The organism is Streptomyces sp. P9-A2 (assembly GCF_036634175.1).
Taxonomy (GTDB): domain Bacteria; phylum Actinomycetota; class Actinomycetes; order Streptomycetales; family Streptomycetaceae; genus Streptomyces; species Streptomyces pratens.
The window spans coordinates 3,239,255-3,252,914 of sequence record NZ_JAZIFX010000001.1; the positions used below are offsets into that span (position 1 = coordinate 3,239,255).

10 protein-coding genes are annotated in these 13,660 nt (G+C 72.0%); 3 read left to right on the forward strand and 7 right to left on the reverse strand.

The window, feature by feature from the left end; all coding sequences use genetic code 11:
* Positions 1-28: 28 nt before the first annotated feature.
* Positions 29-706 carry a response regulator transcription factor gene (locus V4Y04_RS14565; RefSeq protein ID WP_055592785.1) on the reverse strand — a complete coding sequence of 226 codons (678 nt, stop codon included), beginning with the start codon at positions 704-706 and terminating at the stop codon, positions 29-31.
* A 545-nt stretch (positions 707-1,251) separates the two neighbouring features.
* Between V4Y04_RS14565 and V4Y04_RS14570 the strand changes: the two genes are divergently transcribed.
* Positions 1,252-2,748 carry an oligopeptide:H+ symporter gene (locus tag V4Y04_RS14570; RefSeq protein WP_332428270.1) on the forward strand — a complete coding sequence of 499 codons (1,497 nt, stop codon included), beginning with the start codon at positions 1,252-1,254 and terminating at the stop codon, positions 2,746-2,748.
* A 701-nt stretch (positions 2,749-3,449) separates the two neighbouring features.
* On the opposite strand, the gene V4Y04_RS14575 is transcribed toward V4Y04_RS14570, so the two are convergent.
* Positions 3,450-4,058 (reverse strand): ATP-binding protein, encoded by a 609-nt coding sequence (locus V4Y04_RS14575; RefSeq protein WP_332428271.1) that lies wholly within the window; start codon positions 4,056-4,058, stop codon positions 3,450-3,452.
* A 308-nt stretch (positions 4,059-4,366) separates the two neighbouring features.
* The gene (locus V4Y04_RS14580) at positions 4,367-4,744 is read right to left on the reverse strand and encodes an STAS domain-containing protein (RefSeq protein WP_332432844.1); all 378 of its coding nucleotides are present in this window, start codon (positions 4,742-4,744) and stop codon (positions 4,367-4,369) included.
* A 239-nt stretch (positions 4,745-4,983) separates the two neighbouring features.
* Between V4Y04_RS14580 and V4Y04_RS14585 the strand changes: the two genes are divergently transcribed.
* Positions 4,984-5,913 (forward strand): RNA polymerase sigma factor SigF, encoded by a 930-nt coding sequence (locus tag V4Y04_RS14585; protein WP_332428272.1) that lies wholly within the window; start codon positions 4,984-4,986, stop codon positions 5,911-5,913.
* 253 nt (positions 5,914-6,166) lie between these two features.
* Complete coding sequence (locus tag V4Y04_RS14590; RefSeq protein WP_332428273.1) at positions 6,167-7,720, forward strand: RICIN domain-containing protein; 1,554 nt, start codon at positions 6,167-6,169, stop codon at positions 7,718-7,720.
* A gap of 9 nt (positions 7,721-7,729) precedes the next feature.
* Here the strand turns inward: V4Y04_RS14590 and hutI are convergent, their stop codons facing one another.
* From hutI to hutU, 4 genes are all read right to left on the reverse strand, one after another.
* Positions 7,730-8,902, reverse strand: coding sequence for an imidazolonepropionase (hutI, locus tag V4Y04_RS14595; protein ID WP_332432845.1), 1,173 nt, complete (start codon positions 8,900-8,902; stop codon positions 7,730-7,732).
* Positions 8,903-8,982: 80 nt separating this feature from the next.
* Complete coding sequence (locus V4Y04_RS14600; protein ID WP_332428275.1) at positions 8,983-10,365, reverse strand: formimidoylglutamate deiminase; 1,383 nt, start codon at positions 10,363-10,365, stop codon at positions 8,983-8,985.
* Between the two features lie 92 nt (positions 10,366-10,457).
* Complete coding sequence (locus V4Y04_RS14605; RefSeq protein ID WP_332432846.1) at positions 10,458-11,675, reverse strand: allantoate amidohydrolase; 1,218 nt, start codon at positions 11,673-11,675, stop codon at positions 10,458-10,460.
* Positions 11,676-11,707: 32 nt separating this feature from the next.
* Complete coding sequence (gene hutU, locus V4Y04_RS14610; RefSeq protein WP_332428276.1) at positions 11,708-13,513, reverse strand: urocanate hydratase; 1,806 nt, start codon at positions 13,511-13,513, stop codon at positions 11,708-11,710.
* Positions 13,514-13,660: the final 147 nt, after the last annotated feature.

Sequence of the window (13,660 nt, forward strand, 5' to 3'; positions counted from 1 at the left end):
CCGGAATCACGATGTACGGGTGGGGGGGTCAGCTCTTCTCGAAGCGGAACCCCACGCCTCGTACGGTCGCGATGTAGCGGGGGTTGGCCGCGTCGTCGCCGAGCTTCTTGCGCAGCCAGGAGATGTGCATGTCGAGGGTCTTGGTGGAGGACCACCAGGTGGTGTCCCAGACCTCGCGCATCAGCTGATCGCGGGTGACGACCCGGCCCGCGTCCCGCACCAGGACCCGCAGCAGGTCGAACTCCTTGGCGGTGAGCTGGAGTTCCTCCTCGCCCATCCACGCCCGGTGCGACTCGACGTCGATGCGCACCCCGTGCGTCGCGGGCGGCTGCTGCGGTTCGGTGGCACCGCGCCGCAGCAGGGCCCGTACCCGGGCGAGCAGTTCGGCGAGGCGGAACGGCTTGGTGACGTAGTCGTCGGCGCCGGCGTCCAGACCGACCACGGTGTCGACCTCGTCGGCGCGCGCGGTGAGGATCAGGATCGGGACCGTGTGACCGTCGGAACGCAGCCGGCGGGCGACCTCCAGACCGTCCATGCCCGGCAGCCCGAGGTCCAGCACCACCAGGTCGACGCCGCCCTGCAGGCCTGCGTCGAGCGCGCTGGGTCCGTCCTCACGCACCTCCACCTCGTAGCCCTCCCGACGCAGGGCGCGGGCCAGCGGCTCCGAGATGGACGCGTCGTCCTCGGCGAGCAGTACACGGGTCATGGACTGATGGTAGTCCCGCACGGACGCGGCCCGGGGTGTGATCACCGGCACCGGTTCCTACCCGGCACACACCGGATTCTCACGTCCGGGGTCCGGGGTCCGGGGGGCCGTGCCTGAGGTGGGGGGGTGCGACTCCGGAGAAAACCTTCGATCGGGTGATCGCGGTTCCCCCGGAGCCTGTGATCCCTGTCTCAAGTCCTTCCATATCGGGCACTGTCCTGCCGTATGGTGAACCAACGCCTGTTGCACCACGGGGGCCTTTGGCGCATTTGACGCCGAAGGTCTCTTTCGTGTGCGGGCCGGTTTCCCGCCGGCCTGTCCCGGCCGGCCTCGCCGGCCCCGTAAGGAATGACCTGTGGCCGGGCCTCGGCGCGCATGGACGCGCGTAGAGGCGTGGATCCCGGTGGTCACCGTCCGCCGCTCCGTGATCCGGAGCGGATTCCCCAGGGGCGTGGGGCTGGACGGCAGGGCCTGCCGGTGCCGGCCAACCCCCCACCGGGCGCGTACGCACTGACAGGACGCGTCCCGACCAGCAAGGAACGACCATGGCGTCCAGCCTGACGAAGGACTCGGTCTCACCCGGCACCCCCGGTTCCGAGAAAACCTTCTTCGGCCACCCTCGCGGACTGGCCACACTCTTCATGACCGAGATGTGGGAGCGCTTCTCCTACTACGGCATGAGGGCCCTGCTCCCGCTGTACCTCGTCGCCCCTGGTGGCATGGGGATGAACGCCGGTACCGCGACGGCCGTCTACTCGGTGTACCTGTCGCTGGTGTACCTGCTCACGATGCCGGGCGGCTGGTTCGGCGACCGTGTGCTGGGCCCGCGCAAGACCGTCGCCCTCGCCGGCGCGATCATCATGTTCGGCCACCTGACCCTGGCCCTGCCTTCCGCCGGCACCTTCTACGCCGGTCTCGGCCTGGTCGCGCTCGGCTCCGGTCTACTGAAGGCCAACATCTCCACGATGGTCGGCCAGTTGTACGACGGTCCTGACGACCCGCGTCGCGACGGCGGCTTCACCATCTTCTACATGGGCATCAACCTCGGTGCCTTCTTCTCGCCGCTGATCATCGGCACCGTCGGTGAGGGCGTCAACTGGCATCTGGGCTTCGCGCTCGCCGCGGTCGGCATGGGGCTCGGTGTGCTCCAGTTCCTGCTGGGCAGCCGTCACCTCGCCGCGCACTCCAGCGTCGTGCCCAAGCCGCTGTCCGCCGCCGAGAAGTCCGCCACGCTGCGCAAGTCCGCCCTCTGGGCCGGCATCGCCGTCGTCGCGTACGCCGTCGTCGGCTTCTCGGGGAACTACACGCTGAACTGGATCCTGGTCCCGCTGACGCTGCTCGGCTTGATCATTCCGGTGCTGGTGCTGGTGCGGATCAAGCGCGACCGGGACCTGGACCGGGACGAGCAGTCGAAGATGTCCGCGTACATCTGGTTCTTCGTGGCCGCGGCCGTGTTCTGGATGATCTACGACCAGGGCGGTTCCACCCTGGCGCTCTTCGCCGACGCCTCGGCCGACAACAGCGTCTTCGGCTGGGAGTTCCCGGTCTCCTGGTACCAGTCGGTCAACCCGGTCCTGATCATGGCGCTGGCCCCGGTCTTCGCCTGGTTCTGGCTGGCGCTGAACCGGCGCGGCAAGGAGCCCAGCACGATCGTGAAGTTCGGCTCCGGTCTGGTGCTGGTCGGCGCGTCCTTCTTCCTGTTCCTCGCCCCGCTGTCGATCGCCGAGGGTGGTCACAAGGCGGCGGCGGCGTGGCTGGTGGCGATCTACTTCACGCAGACCGTCGGTGAGCTGCTGCTCTCCCCGGTCGGCCTGTCGGTCACCACGAAGATGGCGCCCGCGAAGTACGCCTCGCAGATGATGGGCGTCTGGTTCCTGGCCGTCACCGCCGGTACCGCCACGACCGGCCTGCTCTCCACCGCCGGCGTCGACCTGAACGGGTCGGGCGTGGTCGCGATGGAGGCGACCCTCGCCGTGGTCGCCGGTGTCGCGGTGTGGATGTACCGCAGCAAGGTCAAGGCGCTGATGGGCGAAGTCCGCTGACATCGTGCGCATGACGCCGTGAGTCCGTGACCCGGTCGGCTCGCCGCCGTCGCGGCCGCACTCACGGACCGGAGGGCCCCGCTTCCGTACGTACGCGCTGCTGTACGTACGGAAGCGGGGCCCTCCGGGCATTCTCGCGGCGGACACGGGTGGGCTCGCCGTGCGCACGGGCGGGGTGCGGAGCCCGCACCGGCGTCGGCTCCGATCGCGGGGCCCGAGGCCACCGGCGCCGGTCCCCTGGGGTGTACGCGGTACGCGGTACGCGGTCCGCGGTACGCGGTCCGCGGCCGCGCACACCGCGCACGGCCGGCGGCCCCGCGCGGAGCACGGCAACCGGTACGACCAGGAGGACCATGGCCCGCAAGAGGGTCCCTCTCCGGGGACGGGGCTCGGTCCAGGGGCGGGGCTCGGTCCGGGACCGGTTCCTCCCGCTGCGGGCCGTGGACGCCGTGGGACGTGGACACCGTGGGACGTTCCGGCCTGGAGGACGGGGCCCTCCACGAGGACGTACCGGTGTCACCGGCGCTACGTTCCCTGACGCCACATCGGATCCGACGGCCGGTCAAGGTGCGCCGGGGCGCGAGGAAGGAAAGACACGGTGCGCACCGGATCTCTCACGATCCGGTGCACGTGCGGTGGATGCGCGCTGCGCACGGTGGGTGCGCGCCGAGTGGAGTCGGGGAAGTCGGGGGTTCCGCCGGTCAGGCGGGCGCCCCGAGCTCCGCCCACACCGTCTTGCCCGCGACGCCCGGGGCACGGACGACGCCCCAGTCCAGGCAGAGCCGCTGGACGATGAACATGCCGTGCCCACCGGGCCGGCCCGCCCGGTGCGGGGTACGCGGTGCCGGCTGACCGGCGCCCCGGTCGGTGACCTCGAGCCGGATCACCTTGTTGTCGCAGACAATGCCCAACTGGTCCGGTCCCTCGGCGTGCAGGCAGGCGTTGGTGACCAGTTCGGACACGACGAGCAGGACGTCCTCGGCGGCGGCTCTCCGGTCGGCGGTGGCGGCGGGCAGCCAGCCCCACGCCTGCAGCGCCTGGCGGGTGAAGTCACGGGCGAGGGGAACGACGCCGCTCTGGTCCTCGAAGCTCAGCCGGCGGACCTGACGCCCTCCCGGTGAACCCGAGGGCCCCGACGCCTCCGACGGCCCCGTCGACGCGGACGCCACTGCGGACTGCGCCCCGGACGGCGGCACGGCCACGTCTCCCTGGGGCGCGCTCGCCGTCGGCGCGCCGCCCCCGGGCACCCCGGAAACGCCGCTGGGCTCCGGACCGCGGTCGCCCGGCGGGTAGGGCCGGGTGGTGCTCATCAGCGCTTCACCTCACCGATTCACCAGTTCACCATTTCAAAAAAATCCGTACTCATTCGGTCACGCCGTGGGGGTCGTCCGGTTCCCGGCATCCCCTTGAGCGTGGCAGCGGACACATTCCGCTTGTCTCCTGCCCGAGGCGGCCGAGGCAACACCCCCGCGTTCGCACAAGAAAGGCGTAACGATCCGGGAACAGCTCGAAAGAGGGTCCGCGGAAAGAACCGCGGGGCGACACAGCGCTCGGCGCAGCGGAAGGGGAGCGCCCGCCCCCCGGGCCCGCCGCGGGGTGGCGTCGCCTGCCCACACGGTCATCCGGAACCGTCGGTCAGAGCCGCCTCGAGGCTGTCATGGAGAGTGAATACCGCTTCCGCCCCGGTGATCTCGAACACACGCGCGACCACGGGCTGCATTCCCGCGAGATGCACTCCGCCCCCGGCGGCGTCGGCCTTCAGCCTGGCGCCGAGCAGCACGTTGAGCCCGGTGGAGTCACAGAACTCCAAGCCGGAGCAGTCGATGACAAGCCGCTTGAATCCCTTGGCGAGGCAGCTCTCCAGTGGCTCGCGCAACAGGTCGGCGGTGTGGTGATCCAACTCACCCGCCGGAGTCACGACGGCACTGGGGCCCTCTTCTCGCACCTCGACCAGAAGCCGGCCCGACTGTGCGCTGCCGACCGTCCCGCGGTCCATGCCGCCTCTCTCTCCCACCAGTCATGGCTACTACTGACGCTGTCGAACGTTACGCCTTCCGCGCTCACTTCGACAGCCGAACAATCAGCGGTAAATGGACATATGCCATCAGAGCTCACTTGCGGTGGGCTTGCGAAAACGGGTAGGGCTAGTAAGGACACGTACTCGACACGGCCGGCTTTGGAGGCGCCGCACACCGCAGTGCACGAAACGGCATCGGCAGCCATACGCCGAGAACGATGGAGGACATCATGTCACCCCGGCTCGACGCATCGCGTACCCAGAAAGCGACGTCGACACTCCCTCCGGAACATCTGGCTCCCATCGAGCAGGACGATGTGGGTGTGGTCCCGGACGACGATCTACTCGCCGGACTCCCGGAGATCCCCCCTTTTGACGAGGTGGGCCCGGTCGACGCGCGGGCGCTGTCCAAGACCCTCTTCGAGCGGCTGGAGTCGCTGGAGGAAGGCACCCACGAGTACGCGTACGTACGCAACACGCTCGTCGAACTGAACCTGGCCCTGGTCAAGTTCGCCGCCTCCCGCTTCCGCTCGCGCAGCGAGCCGATGGAAGACATCATCCAGGTCGGCACCATCGGTCTGATCAAGGCGATCGACCGCTTCGAGCTTTCGCGCGGTGTGGAGTTCCCCACCTTCGCGATGCCGACCATCATCGGTGAGATCAAGCGCTTCTTCCGGGACACCTCGTGGTCCGTGCGCGTACCGCGCCGGCTGCAGGAGCTGCGGCTCGACCTGGCCAAGGCCGGCGACGAGCTGGCCCAGCTGCTGGACCGGTCCCCGACGGTGGGCGAACTGGCCGAGCGTCTGGGCATCTCCAGGGACGAGGTCGTCGAGGGCATGGCGGCGTCGAACGCCTACACCGCTTCCTCGCTCGACGCCCAGCCGGAGGAGGACGACGCCGAGGGCTCGCTGTCGGACCGGATCGGTTACGAGGACCACGGCCTCGAAGGCATCGAGTACGTCGAGTCGTTGAAGCCGCTGATCGCCGAACTGCCGCCGCGCGACCGGAAGATCCTCTCGCTGCGCTTCGTGGCCTGCATGACCCAGTCCGAGATCGGTGAGGAACTGGGCATTTCACAGATGCATGTGTCACGGCTGCTGTCACGGACGCTGGTGCGGCTGCGCAAGGGGCTCACCATCGAGGAATGACGGACGCCCGCGTCCCGCGCCCTTCGCTCCGTCCCCCTGACGAACCGCACTCGGCGCCTCGCACGCCGCGCCCCGTACTCCGCCGACGCCGGAGGCCCTTCCCGGGCCCCGGGTTCCGGCCGAGCGCGGGGCGCACCGCGTTACCCGGGGTCACCCCTTTCCCCGCGGGCCTCCTTCCTCCACTATGGGCACGCCCAGACCGGCTGGTATGTCAGGACGACGGGTCCGACGGCCCGGGGCTAGGAGGCGGTGCATGGCTCGGGGCGACGGAGCCGTCGACGACGACGGGATCGGCGGCGGACACCCAGGTGCGCACACGGATGCGTCCGACATCCGGCTGACCGAGATGCTGCGCGCCGACACCTCGGCCGCGTACGCGGCACTTCAGGAACTCCGTGCCCGGCACGGCCCGCCCGTGCTCGCCTACGCCCGCCGGTGCACCACAGGCGATTCCAGCGCGCGTCAACTCGCCGCGCAGGCCTTCACCCACGCCGCCCGCGAGAGCGCCCGCGGCACCGATCCCGGTGGCCCCCTGCGCCATCAACTCCTGCTGCTGACCGTCCGGGTGGCGGCGACCTGGGCCGCCGACGGGCGGGCCGGCGGCCTGGACGCCGGACTGCACCTCGTGCTCAGCTCGTCCGGCCCCGACGGCCCGGTCCCGTCCATGCTCGCCGCGTTCCGGACACTGCCGTACCGGGCACAGGGCCTCATCTGGTACGGGATCGTGGACCAGGAGCCCGCGGACCGTACCGCGACGCTTCTCGGCCTCACCCGTCAGGACGTGGCCTACGACACCCCGTCCGCACTGCAGTCGCTGGGCCAGGCCTGTCTGCGGTCCCGGCTGGCCGCCTCGGACGACCCCCGGTGCGCCGACTTCCGCCGGCTCATCGAGGAGTCGGTACGGCCCGGCGGCCCCCGCGACAGCGCCGACCTGCACACCCACATGGCTCACTGCGGGCACTGCACCGCGGCGTACGAGGAACTGTGCGCCCTGCGGGACGAGCCGCGCACCACCCTGGCCGAGGGGCTGCTGCCGTGGGCGGGCACGGCGTACACCGCCCCCGCACCGGCACCGGCCGGGCCGTCCGCCGGCCCCGGCAGCGCGGTCGGGACGTGGCCGGTGTCCCGGCGCCTGGTGCTGGCCTCGACGGCACTCGGCGTGGCCGTGGTGCCGCTGCTGCTCCTGCTGTGGTCACCGGACGACACGCCGGCCGGGCACCCCTCGGAGTCGGTCCCCACCGTGGCGGTCCCGCCGCCGGTGACCGTGACGGCCGCGCCCTCGCCGTCCCCCACCGCGTCCGCGACGCGGTCCCCCTCACCGTCCCCTTCGAAGACTCCGGGGACCAGGGAGCCCAGCCCTTCCCACCCGCCACGCCCCACGCCGTCCCCCACACCCGTACATCCGCCGCCGGGCGGCACGTACGCGCAGGTGGTGAGTCTGGCATCGGGCCTGTGCCTGGACATCGACGGCGACCTGGAGAACCGCACGGACGTCGTCACGGCGGCCTGCGACTCCTCCCGCTCCCAGCGGTGGCGGGTCGACACGGAGCGCGGTGTGCTGCGGTCCTACGCCGACTCCGACTACTGCCTGGACAGCCGCGGCGCGGTGGGCCGGGGCGTCGGCATCTGGGAGTGCGACTCGGTGGACGGGCGCAATGGGCAGAACCTGCGCTTCGCCGTCGACGCCCGTGGGGTGATCCGCCCGGCCATCGCACCGGACCACGCGGTGTCGGCGTCCGGGGACGGCTCGGTGTCCCTGGGCAGGGAGGCGGGGCGGGCGGACCAGCGGTGGCGGGCCGGGGTGTGATCCTGCCGGTCAGAGCACGCGGACGCCGCGCCGCCACACTCCCGTGACCAGGGGGACGCCGGGGCGGTAGGCCAGGTGGACGTGGCTCGGTGCGTCGAGGAGGACGAGGTCGGCGCGGGCGCCGGGGGTGAGATGGCCGATGTCGGTGCGGCGCAGGGCCGCCGCACCGCCCGCGGTGGCCGACCAGAGCGCCTCGTCGGGCGTCATGCCCATGTCCCGCACGGCGAGCGCGATACAGAACGGCACCGAGGACGTGAAGGACGACCCCGGGTTGCAGTCCGTGGACAGCGCGACGGTGACGCCCGCGTCGAGCAGCCTGCGGGCGTCGGGCCAGGCGGCCCGGGTGGAGAACTCGGCGCCCGGCAGCAGGGTCGCGACCGTACGGCTGTCGGCCAGGGCGTCGACGTCCTGGTCGGTGAGGTGGGTGCAGTGGTCCGCGCTGGCCGCGTCGAGTTCGACGGCGAGCTGCACGCCGGGGCCGTGGGTGAGCTGGTTGGCGTGGATGCGCGGGTGCAGGCCCTTGGCCCGGCCCGCGGTGAGAACGGCGCGCGCCTGGTCGCCGTCGAAGGCTCCCCGCTCGCAGAAGACGTCGATCCAGCGGGCGTGCGGCGCACACGCGTCCAGCATCTCTCCGGTGACCAGGTCCACGTAGCCGGCCGGGTCGTCGGCGTACTCGGGGGCGACGACGTGGGCGCCGAGGTAGGTGACCTCGTCGGTGTGGCGGGCGGCCAGCCGCAGGGCGCGGGCCTCGTCCTCGGGGGTCAGGCCGTAGCCGGACTTGGTTTCGATGGTCGTGGTGCCCTGGCGCAGCGCCTCGGTGAGGAAACGGGTCAGGTTCGCCTCGAGTTCCGCGTCGCTCGCGGCCCGGGTGGCGGCGACGGTGGTGCGGATACCGCCCGCACTGTAGGGGCGGCCGGACATCCGGGCGTTGAACTCGTCGGTGCGGTCGCCCGCGAAGACCAGATGGGAGTGCGAGTCGACGAAGCCCGGGATCACCGTCCGGCCCGCGGCGTCGACCCGGTTGTCAGTGGCGGGTGCTTTGCTTGATTCACCGGCCCACACGATGCGGTCGCCGTCGATGACGACGGCCGCGTCCCGGACCTGCCCGAGCGGAGACGTATCACCGAGGGAGGGATCGTTGGTGATCAGCGTGGCGATGTTGACGATGGCGGTGCTGCTCATGGCGTCGCTGCTCACAACTTCCTCGTGGGTGGCGGGGGCGGGCGCGGTGTTGCGGCGGCCGGCGCTGTGCCGGCCGGCGTTCAGGTCCTCAGCGCCTCGACAGCGCGCGCGAGGGCGTGCGGCACATCGGGTACGAGGGTGTGCGCCCCGTCGCGTACGACATGTCGCCCCGCCACGATCGTGTGCCGTACGTCGGCCGCCGTCGCGGCGAATACGGCGGTCTCGGCGCCGAGCCGGTGCGGTGGCCCCGCTGTTCTGACCGACTCCAGTGTGAGGGTGGTCAGGTCGGCGAGGGCGCCGGGTTCGATGGTGCCCGCCCGGTCCCAGCCGAGGGCGGCGTGACCGCCGGCGGTAGCCGCCCGCAGCAGTGCGTTCGCCGTCCAGTGGCCGCGGGTGCGGGTACGCAGGCGCTCGTTCAGCTCCAGGGCGCGCGCCTCCTCCAACAGGTCGATGACGGCGTGGCTGTCCGAACCGAGGGAGAGCGGGGAGCCCCGGCGCTGGAGGGTGGCCGCGGGACCGATGCCGTCGGCCAGGTCGCGTTCCGTGGTGGGGCACATACAGGTGCCGGTGCCACTGCCGCCGATGAGCGCGATGTCCTGACCGGTGAGGTGCGTGTTGTGGATGCCGGTGGTGCGCGGTCCGAGCACACCGTGGTCGGCGAGAAGGCGGGCCGGGGTGCGGCCGTACGCCTCCTGGCATGCCTCGTTCTCGGCGGTCTGCTCCGACAGATGCACATGCAGTGGGGCCCGCCGCTCCTCTGCCCAGCGCACCACGGTCTCCAGCTCCCGGGCGGGCACGGCCCGTACGGAGTGGATGGTGGCACCGATCCGCGCGTGATCCCGTTCTTTGAGATCTGAACAGCGTTCGGCCCAGGCCTCGGCGGTGCCGTCGGAGAAGCGGCGCTGGTGAGCGGTGGGCGGCTCTCCGAAGCCGGCGGACAGGTAGGCGGTGTCGAGGAGGGTGATGCGGACACCGGCCTCGGCGGCGGCCGCGATGAGTGCCTCCCCCATGGCGTTGGGCTCGGTGTACGGGGTGCCGCCGGGGGCGTGGTGCAGGTAGTGGAACTCGCCGACGGCCGTGATGCCGGCGAGCGCCATCTCCGCGTACACGGCACGGGCGAGCCGGTGGTAGGTCTCGGGGGTCAGCCGGTCGGCGACCGAGTACATCACCTCGCGCCAGGTCCAGAAGGTGCCGGCACCGACCTGGACGGTGCCGCGCAGTGCGCGGTGGAAAGCGTGCGAGTGGGCGTTGGCCAGCCCGGGGAGGGTCAGCCCGCGCAGGATCTCCGCCCCGGGAGGCGGGACGGGGACGTCCGTGGTGACGGCGGTGATGCGGCCGTCACCACCGCCGTGGCCGTCGCCGTCACCACGGACACCGACGGCCACGGTCACGCCCGGCTCGACCCGGTCGCCGAGCCAGGCGTGCTCCAGCCAGAACGTCCGCCCGGAGGCCGCGGCGGGCACAGAGGGCGCAGTGGCCGTGGCGGGCACAGGGGGCGCAGTGGCCGTGGTGGTCCGGCCGGCCGTTGCGCTCGTTGTGGTGGTGCTGCCCTGTGTCACCTGTACACCAGTCCCTCCAGTACGTCGGCGAGTGCGGCCACCCCGGCCAGGCAGTCGTCCTCGGCCGCGTACTCGGCCGGGGAGTGTGAGACGCCCGTGGGGTTGCGCACGAACAGCATGGCGGTCGGAATGCTCGCGGAGAGGATCCCGGCGTCGTGTCCGGCCCCCGTGCCGAGGACGGGGACCCGGCCCGGTGCCGGGCCGGGTTCTTCGTCCCGGCGCAGGATGCGGGCGAGTTCGTCGCGCAGGGCGTGGTCGAAGTCGACGACGGGTGTGTGGGACTCCCGGACCACGTCCAGGTCCACGCCGTGGGCGGCGGCGTGGTCGCGGGCCGCTTTCTCCACCCCGGCGACCACGGTGTCCAGGCTCGTCCGGTCGGCGGCGCGGGAGTCGAGCCAGCCGCGCACCAGGGAGGGGATGGCGTTGACGCCGTTCGGCTCGACGGCGATCTTGCCGAAGGTGGCGACCGCACCGGCGAGTTCGGCCTCGCGGCGGGCGGCGAGGACGGTCTCGGCATACGGCAGCATGGGGTCACGTCGGTCGGCGAGACGGGTGGTGCCGGCGTGGTTGGCCTCGCCGCGGAAGTCGAACCGCCAGCGGCCGTGCGGCCAGATGGCACCGGCGATGCCGATCCGGTCGCCGGACAGGGCGAGGGCGCGGCCCTGTTCGACGTGCAGTTCGACGAAGGCGCCGATGCGGGCGAGCCGTTCGGGGTCGGCGCCGATGGCGTCGGGGTCGTGTCCGGCGGCCTCCATCGCCCGGGGCAGGGTGATCCCGTCGCCGTCGGTGAGGCGGTGTGCCCGGTCGCGGGTGAGCTGTCCGGCGGTGAGCCGCGATCCGACGCAGGCGAGTCCGAAGCGGGCGCCCTCCTCGTCGCCGAAGTTGACGATGCCGAGGGGACGGCCGAGCGGCGTTCCTCTACGGCGCAGTTCGTCGAGGGCGGCGAAGGCGGAAACCACTCCGAGGGGGCCGTCGAACGCTCCGCCGTCCGGCACGGAGTCCAGATGGGACCCGGTGACGACGGCGTCCCCGTCGGCGGGGTCCCCGAGCCAGGCCCACTGGTTCCCGTTCCGGTCCACGTCGAGCCGCAGTCCCCGCAGTGCGGCCTGCCCGGCGAACCAGGCCCGGCATTCGGCGTCGGCGCCGGTCCAGGCATAACGCCGGTAGCCGCCGGAGCCGGGATGGCGGCCGAGAGGGAGCAGGTCACGCCACATCGCCTGGAAGGTGGGAGGCGTGCAGGTCCCGGTCACGCGTCCTCACCCTCGCGCCCCCCGCGCTCCCCATGCCCCTCAGCCCTCTCAGATCCCTTGGGCTCCTCGGACCCCTCGGGCCCCTCACGCATGGGTACCCGTACGCCCCGCTCCGCCGCGACCGAGTCCGCGAGGTCGTAGCCGGCGTCCACGTGGCGGATGACGCCCATCCCGGGGTCGTTGGTCAGGACCCGCCGGATCTTCTCGCCGGCGAGCGCGGTGCCGTCGGCGACCGTCACCTGGCCCGCGTGCAGGGAGCGGCCCATGCCGACGCCGCCGCCGTGGTGGACGGACACCCAGGAGGCCCCGGACGCCACGTTCACCATGGCGTTGAGCAGCGGCCAGTCGGCGATCGCGTCGGACCCGTCGAGCATGCCCTCGGTCTCGCGGTACGGGGAGGCCACGGAGCCGCAGTCGAGGTGGTCGCGGCCGATGACGACGGGGGCCGACAGTTCCCCGGAGGCGACCATGTCGTTGAACCGCTCGCCGGCCCTGTCCCGCTCACCGTGTCCGAGCCAGCAGATGCGCGCGGGCAGGCCCTGGAAGCGGACCCGTTCCCGGGCCAGGCGCATCCAGCGGGCGAGGGACGCGTTCTGCGGGGACTCGGCCTCGGGGAAGAGGTCGAGGACGGCCCGGTCGGTCTTCGCGATGTCGGCGGGGTCGCCGGACAGGGCGGCCCAGCGGAAGGGGCCCCTGCCCTCGCAGAACAACGGGCGGATATAGGCGGGCACGAAGCCGGGAAAGGCGAAGGCCCGGTCGTATCCGGCGAGTTGCGCCTCACCGCGGAGGGAGTTGCCGTAGTCGAAGACCTCGGCCCCGGCGTCCATGAAGCCGACCATCGCCTCGACGTGCCGGGCCATGGACTCCCGGGCGCGGGCGGTGAAACCGGCCGGGTCCTCGGCGGCGGCGTCGGCCATGTCCTCGAAGGCGATTCCGGCCGGCAGGTAGGCCAGCGGGTCGTGGGCGGAGGTCTGGTCCGTGACGATGTCGACGGGGGCGTCCATGGCCAGCAGCCGCGGGACCACGTCGGCGGCGTTGCCGAGGACGCCGATGGACAGCGGGCGGCGGGCGTCACGGGCCTCGGTGGCCAGGCGGAGGGCGTGGTCGAGGGAGTCGGCCCGCACATCCAGGTAGCGGTGCTCGATGCGGCGGTCGATGGCGCGCGGATCGCAGTCGACGCAGATCGCGACGCCGTCGTTCATGGTGACGGCGAGCGGCTGGGCGCCGCCCATGCCGCCGAGTCCCGCGGTCAGGGTGACGGTCCCGGCAAGGGTGCCGCCGAACTTCTTCGCGGCGACGGCGGCGAACGTCTCGTAGGTGCCCTGGAGGATGCCCTGGGTGCCGATGTAGATCCAGGAGCCGGCGGTCATCTGCCCGTACATGGTCAGGCCGAGGGCCTCCAGGCGGCGGAACTCCTCCCAGTTGGCCCAGTCGCCGACGAGGTTGGAGTTGGCGATGAGGACACGCGGGGCCCATTCGTGGGTCTGCATGACGCCGACGGGGCGGCCGGACTGGACGAGCATCGTCTCGTCCTGCTTGAGGGTCCTCAGGGTGCGGACCATGGCGTCGAAGGAGCGCCAGTCGCGGGCCGCCTTGCCGGAGCCTCCGTAGACGACGAGCTGGTCGGGGTGCTCGGCGACCTCCGGGTCGAGGTTGTTCTGCAGCATGCGCAGGGCCGCTTCCTGGGGCCAGCCCAGGGTGCTCAGATCCGTTCCGCGCGGGGCGCGGACGGGGCCGCGGGGCGGCGCGGCGGGCCCGGTACGGGCCCGGTGGGAGGAGACGGGCGGGCGGGGTCCTGACATGGTCTGCCTCCTGGTGGCGAGCTCCCGCACTTACTACAGATATTCACACTTTCGCAGCCTGAATAGAGTCAGTCAATGCATGCGGCCGTGTCGGCGCGGAGTGCCGGACGGTGCTCGGCTGGAGACACGGGCGCCGACGCGGGTACA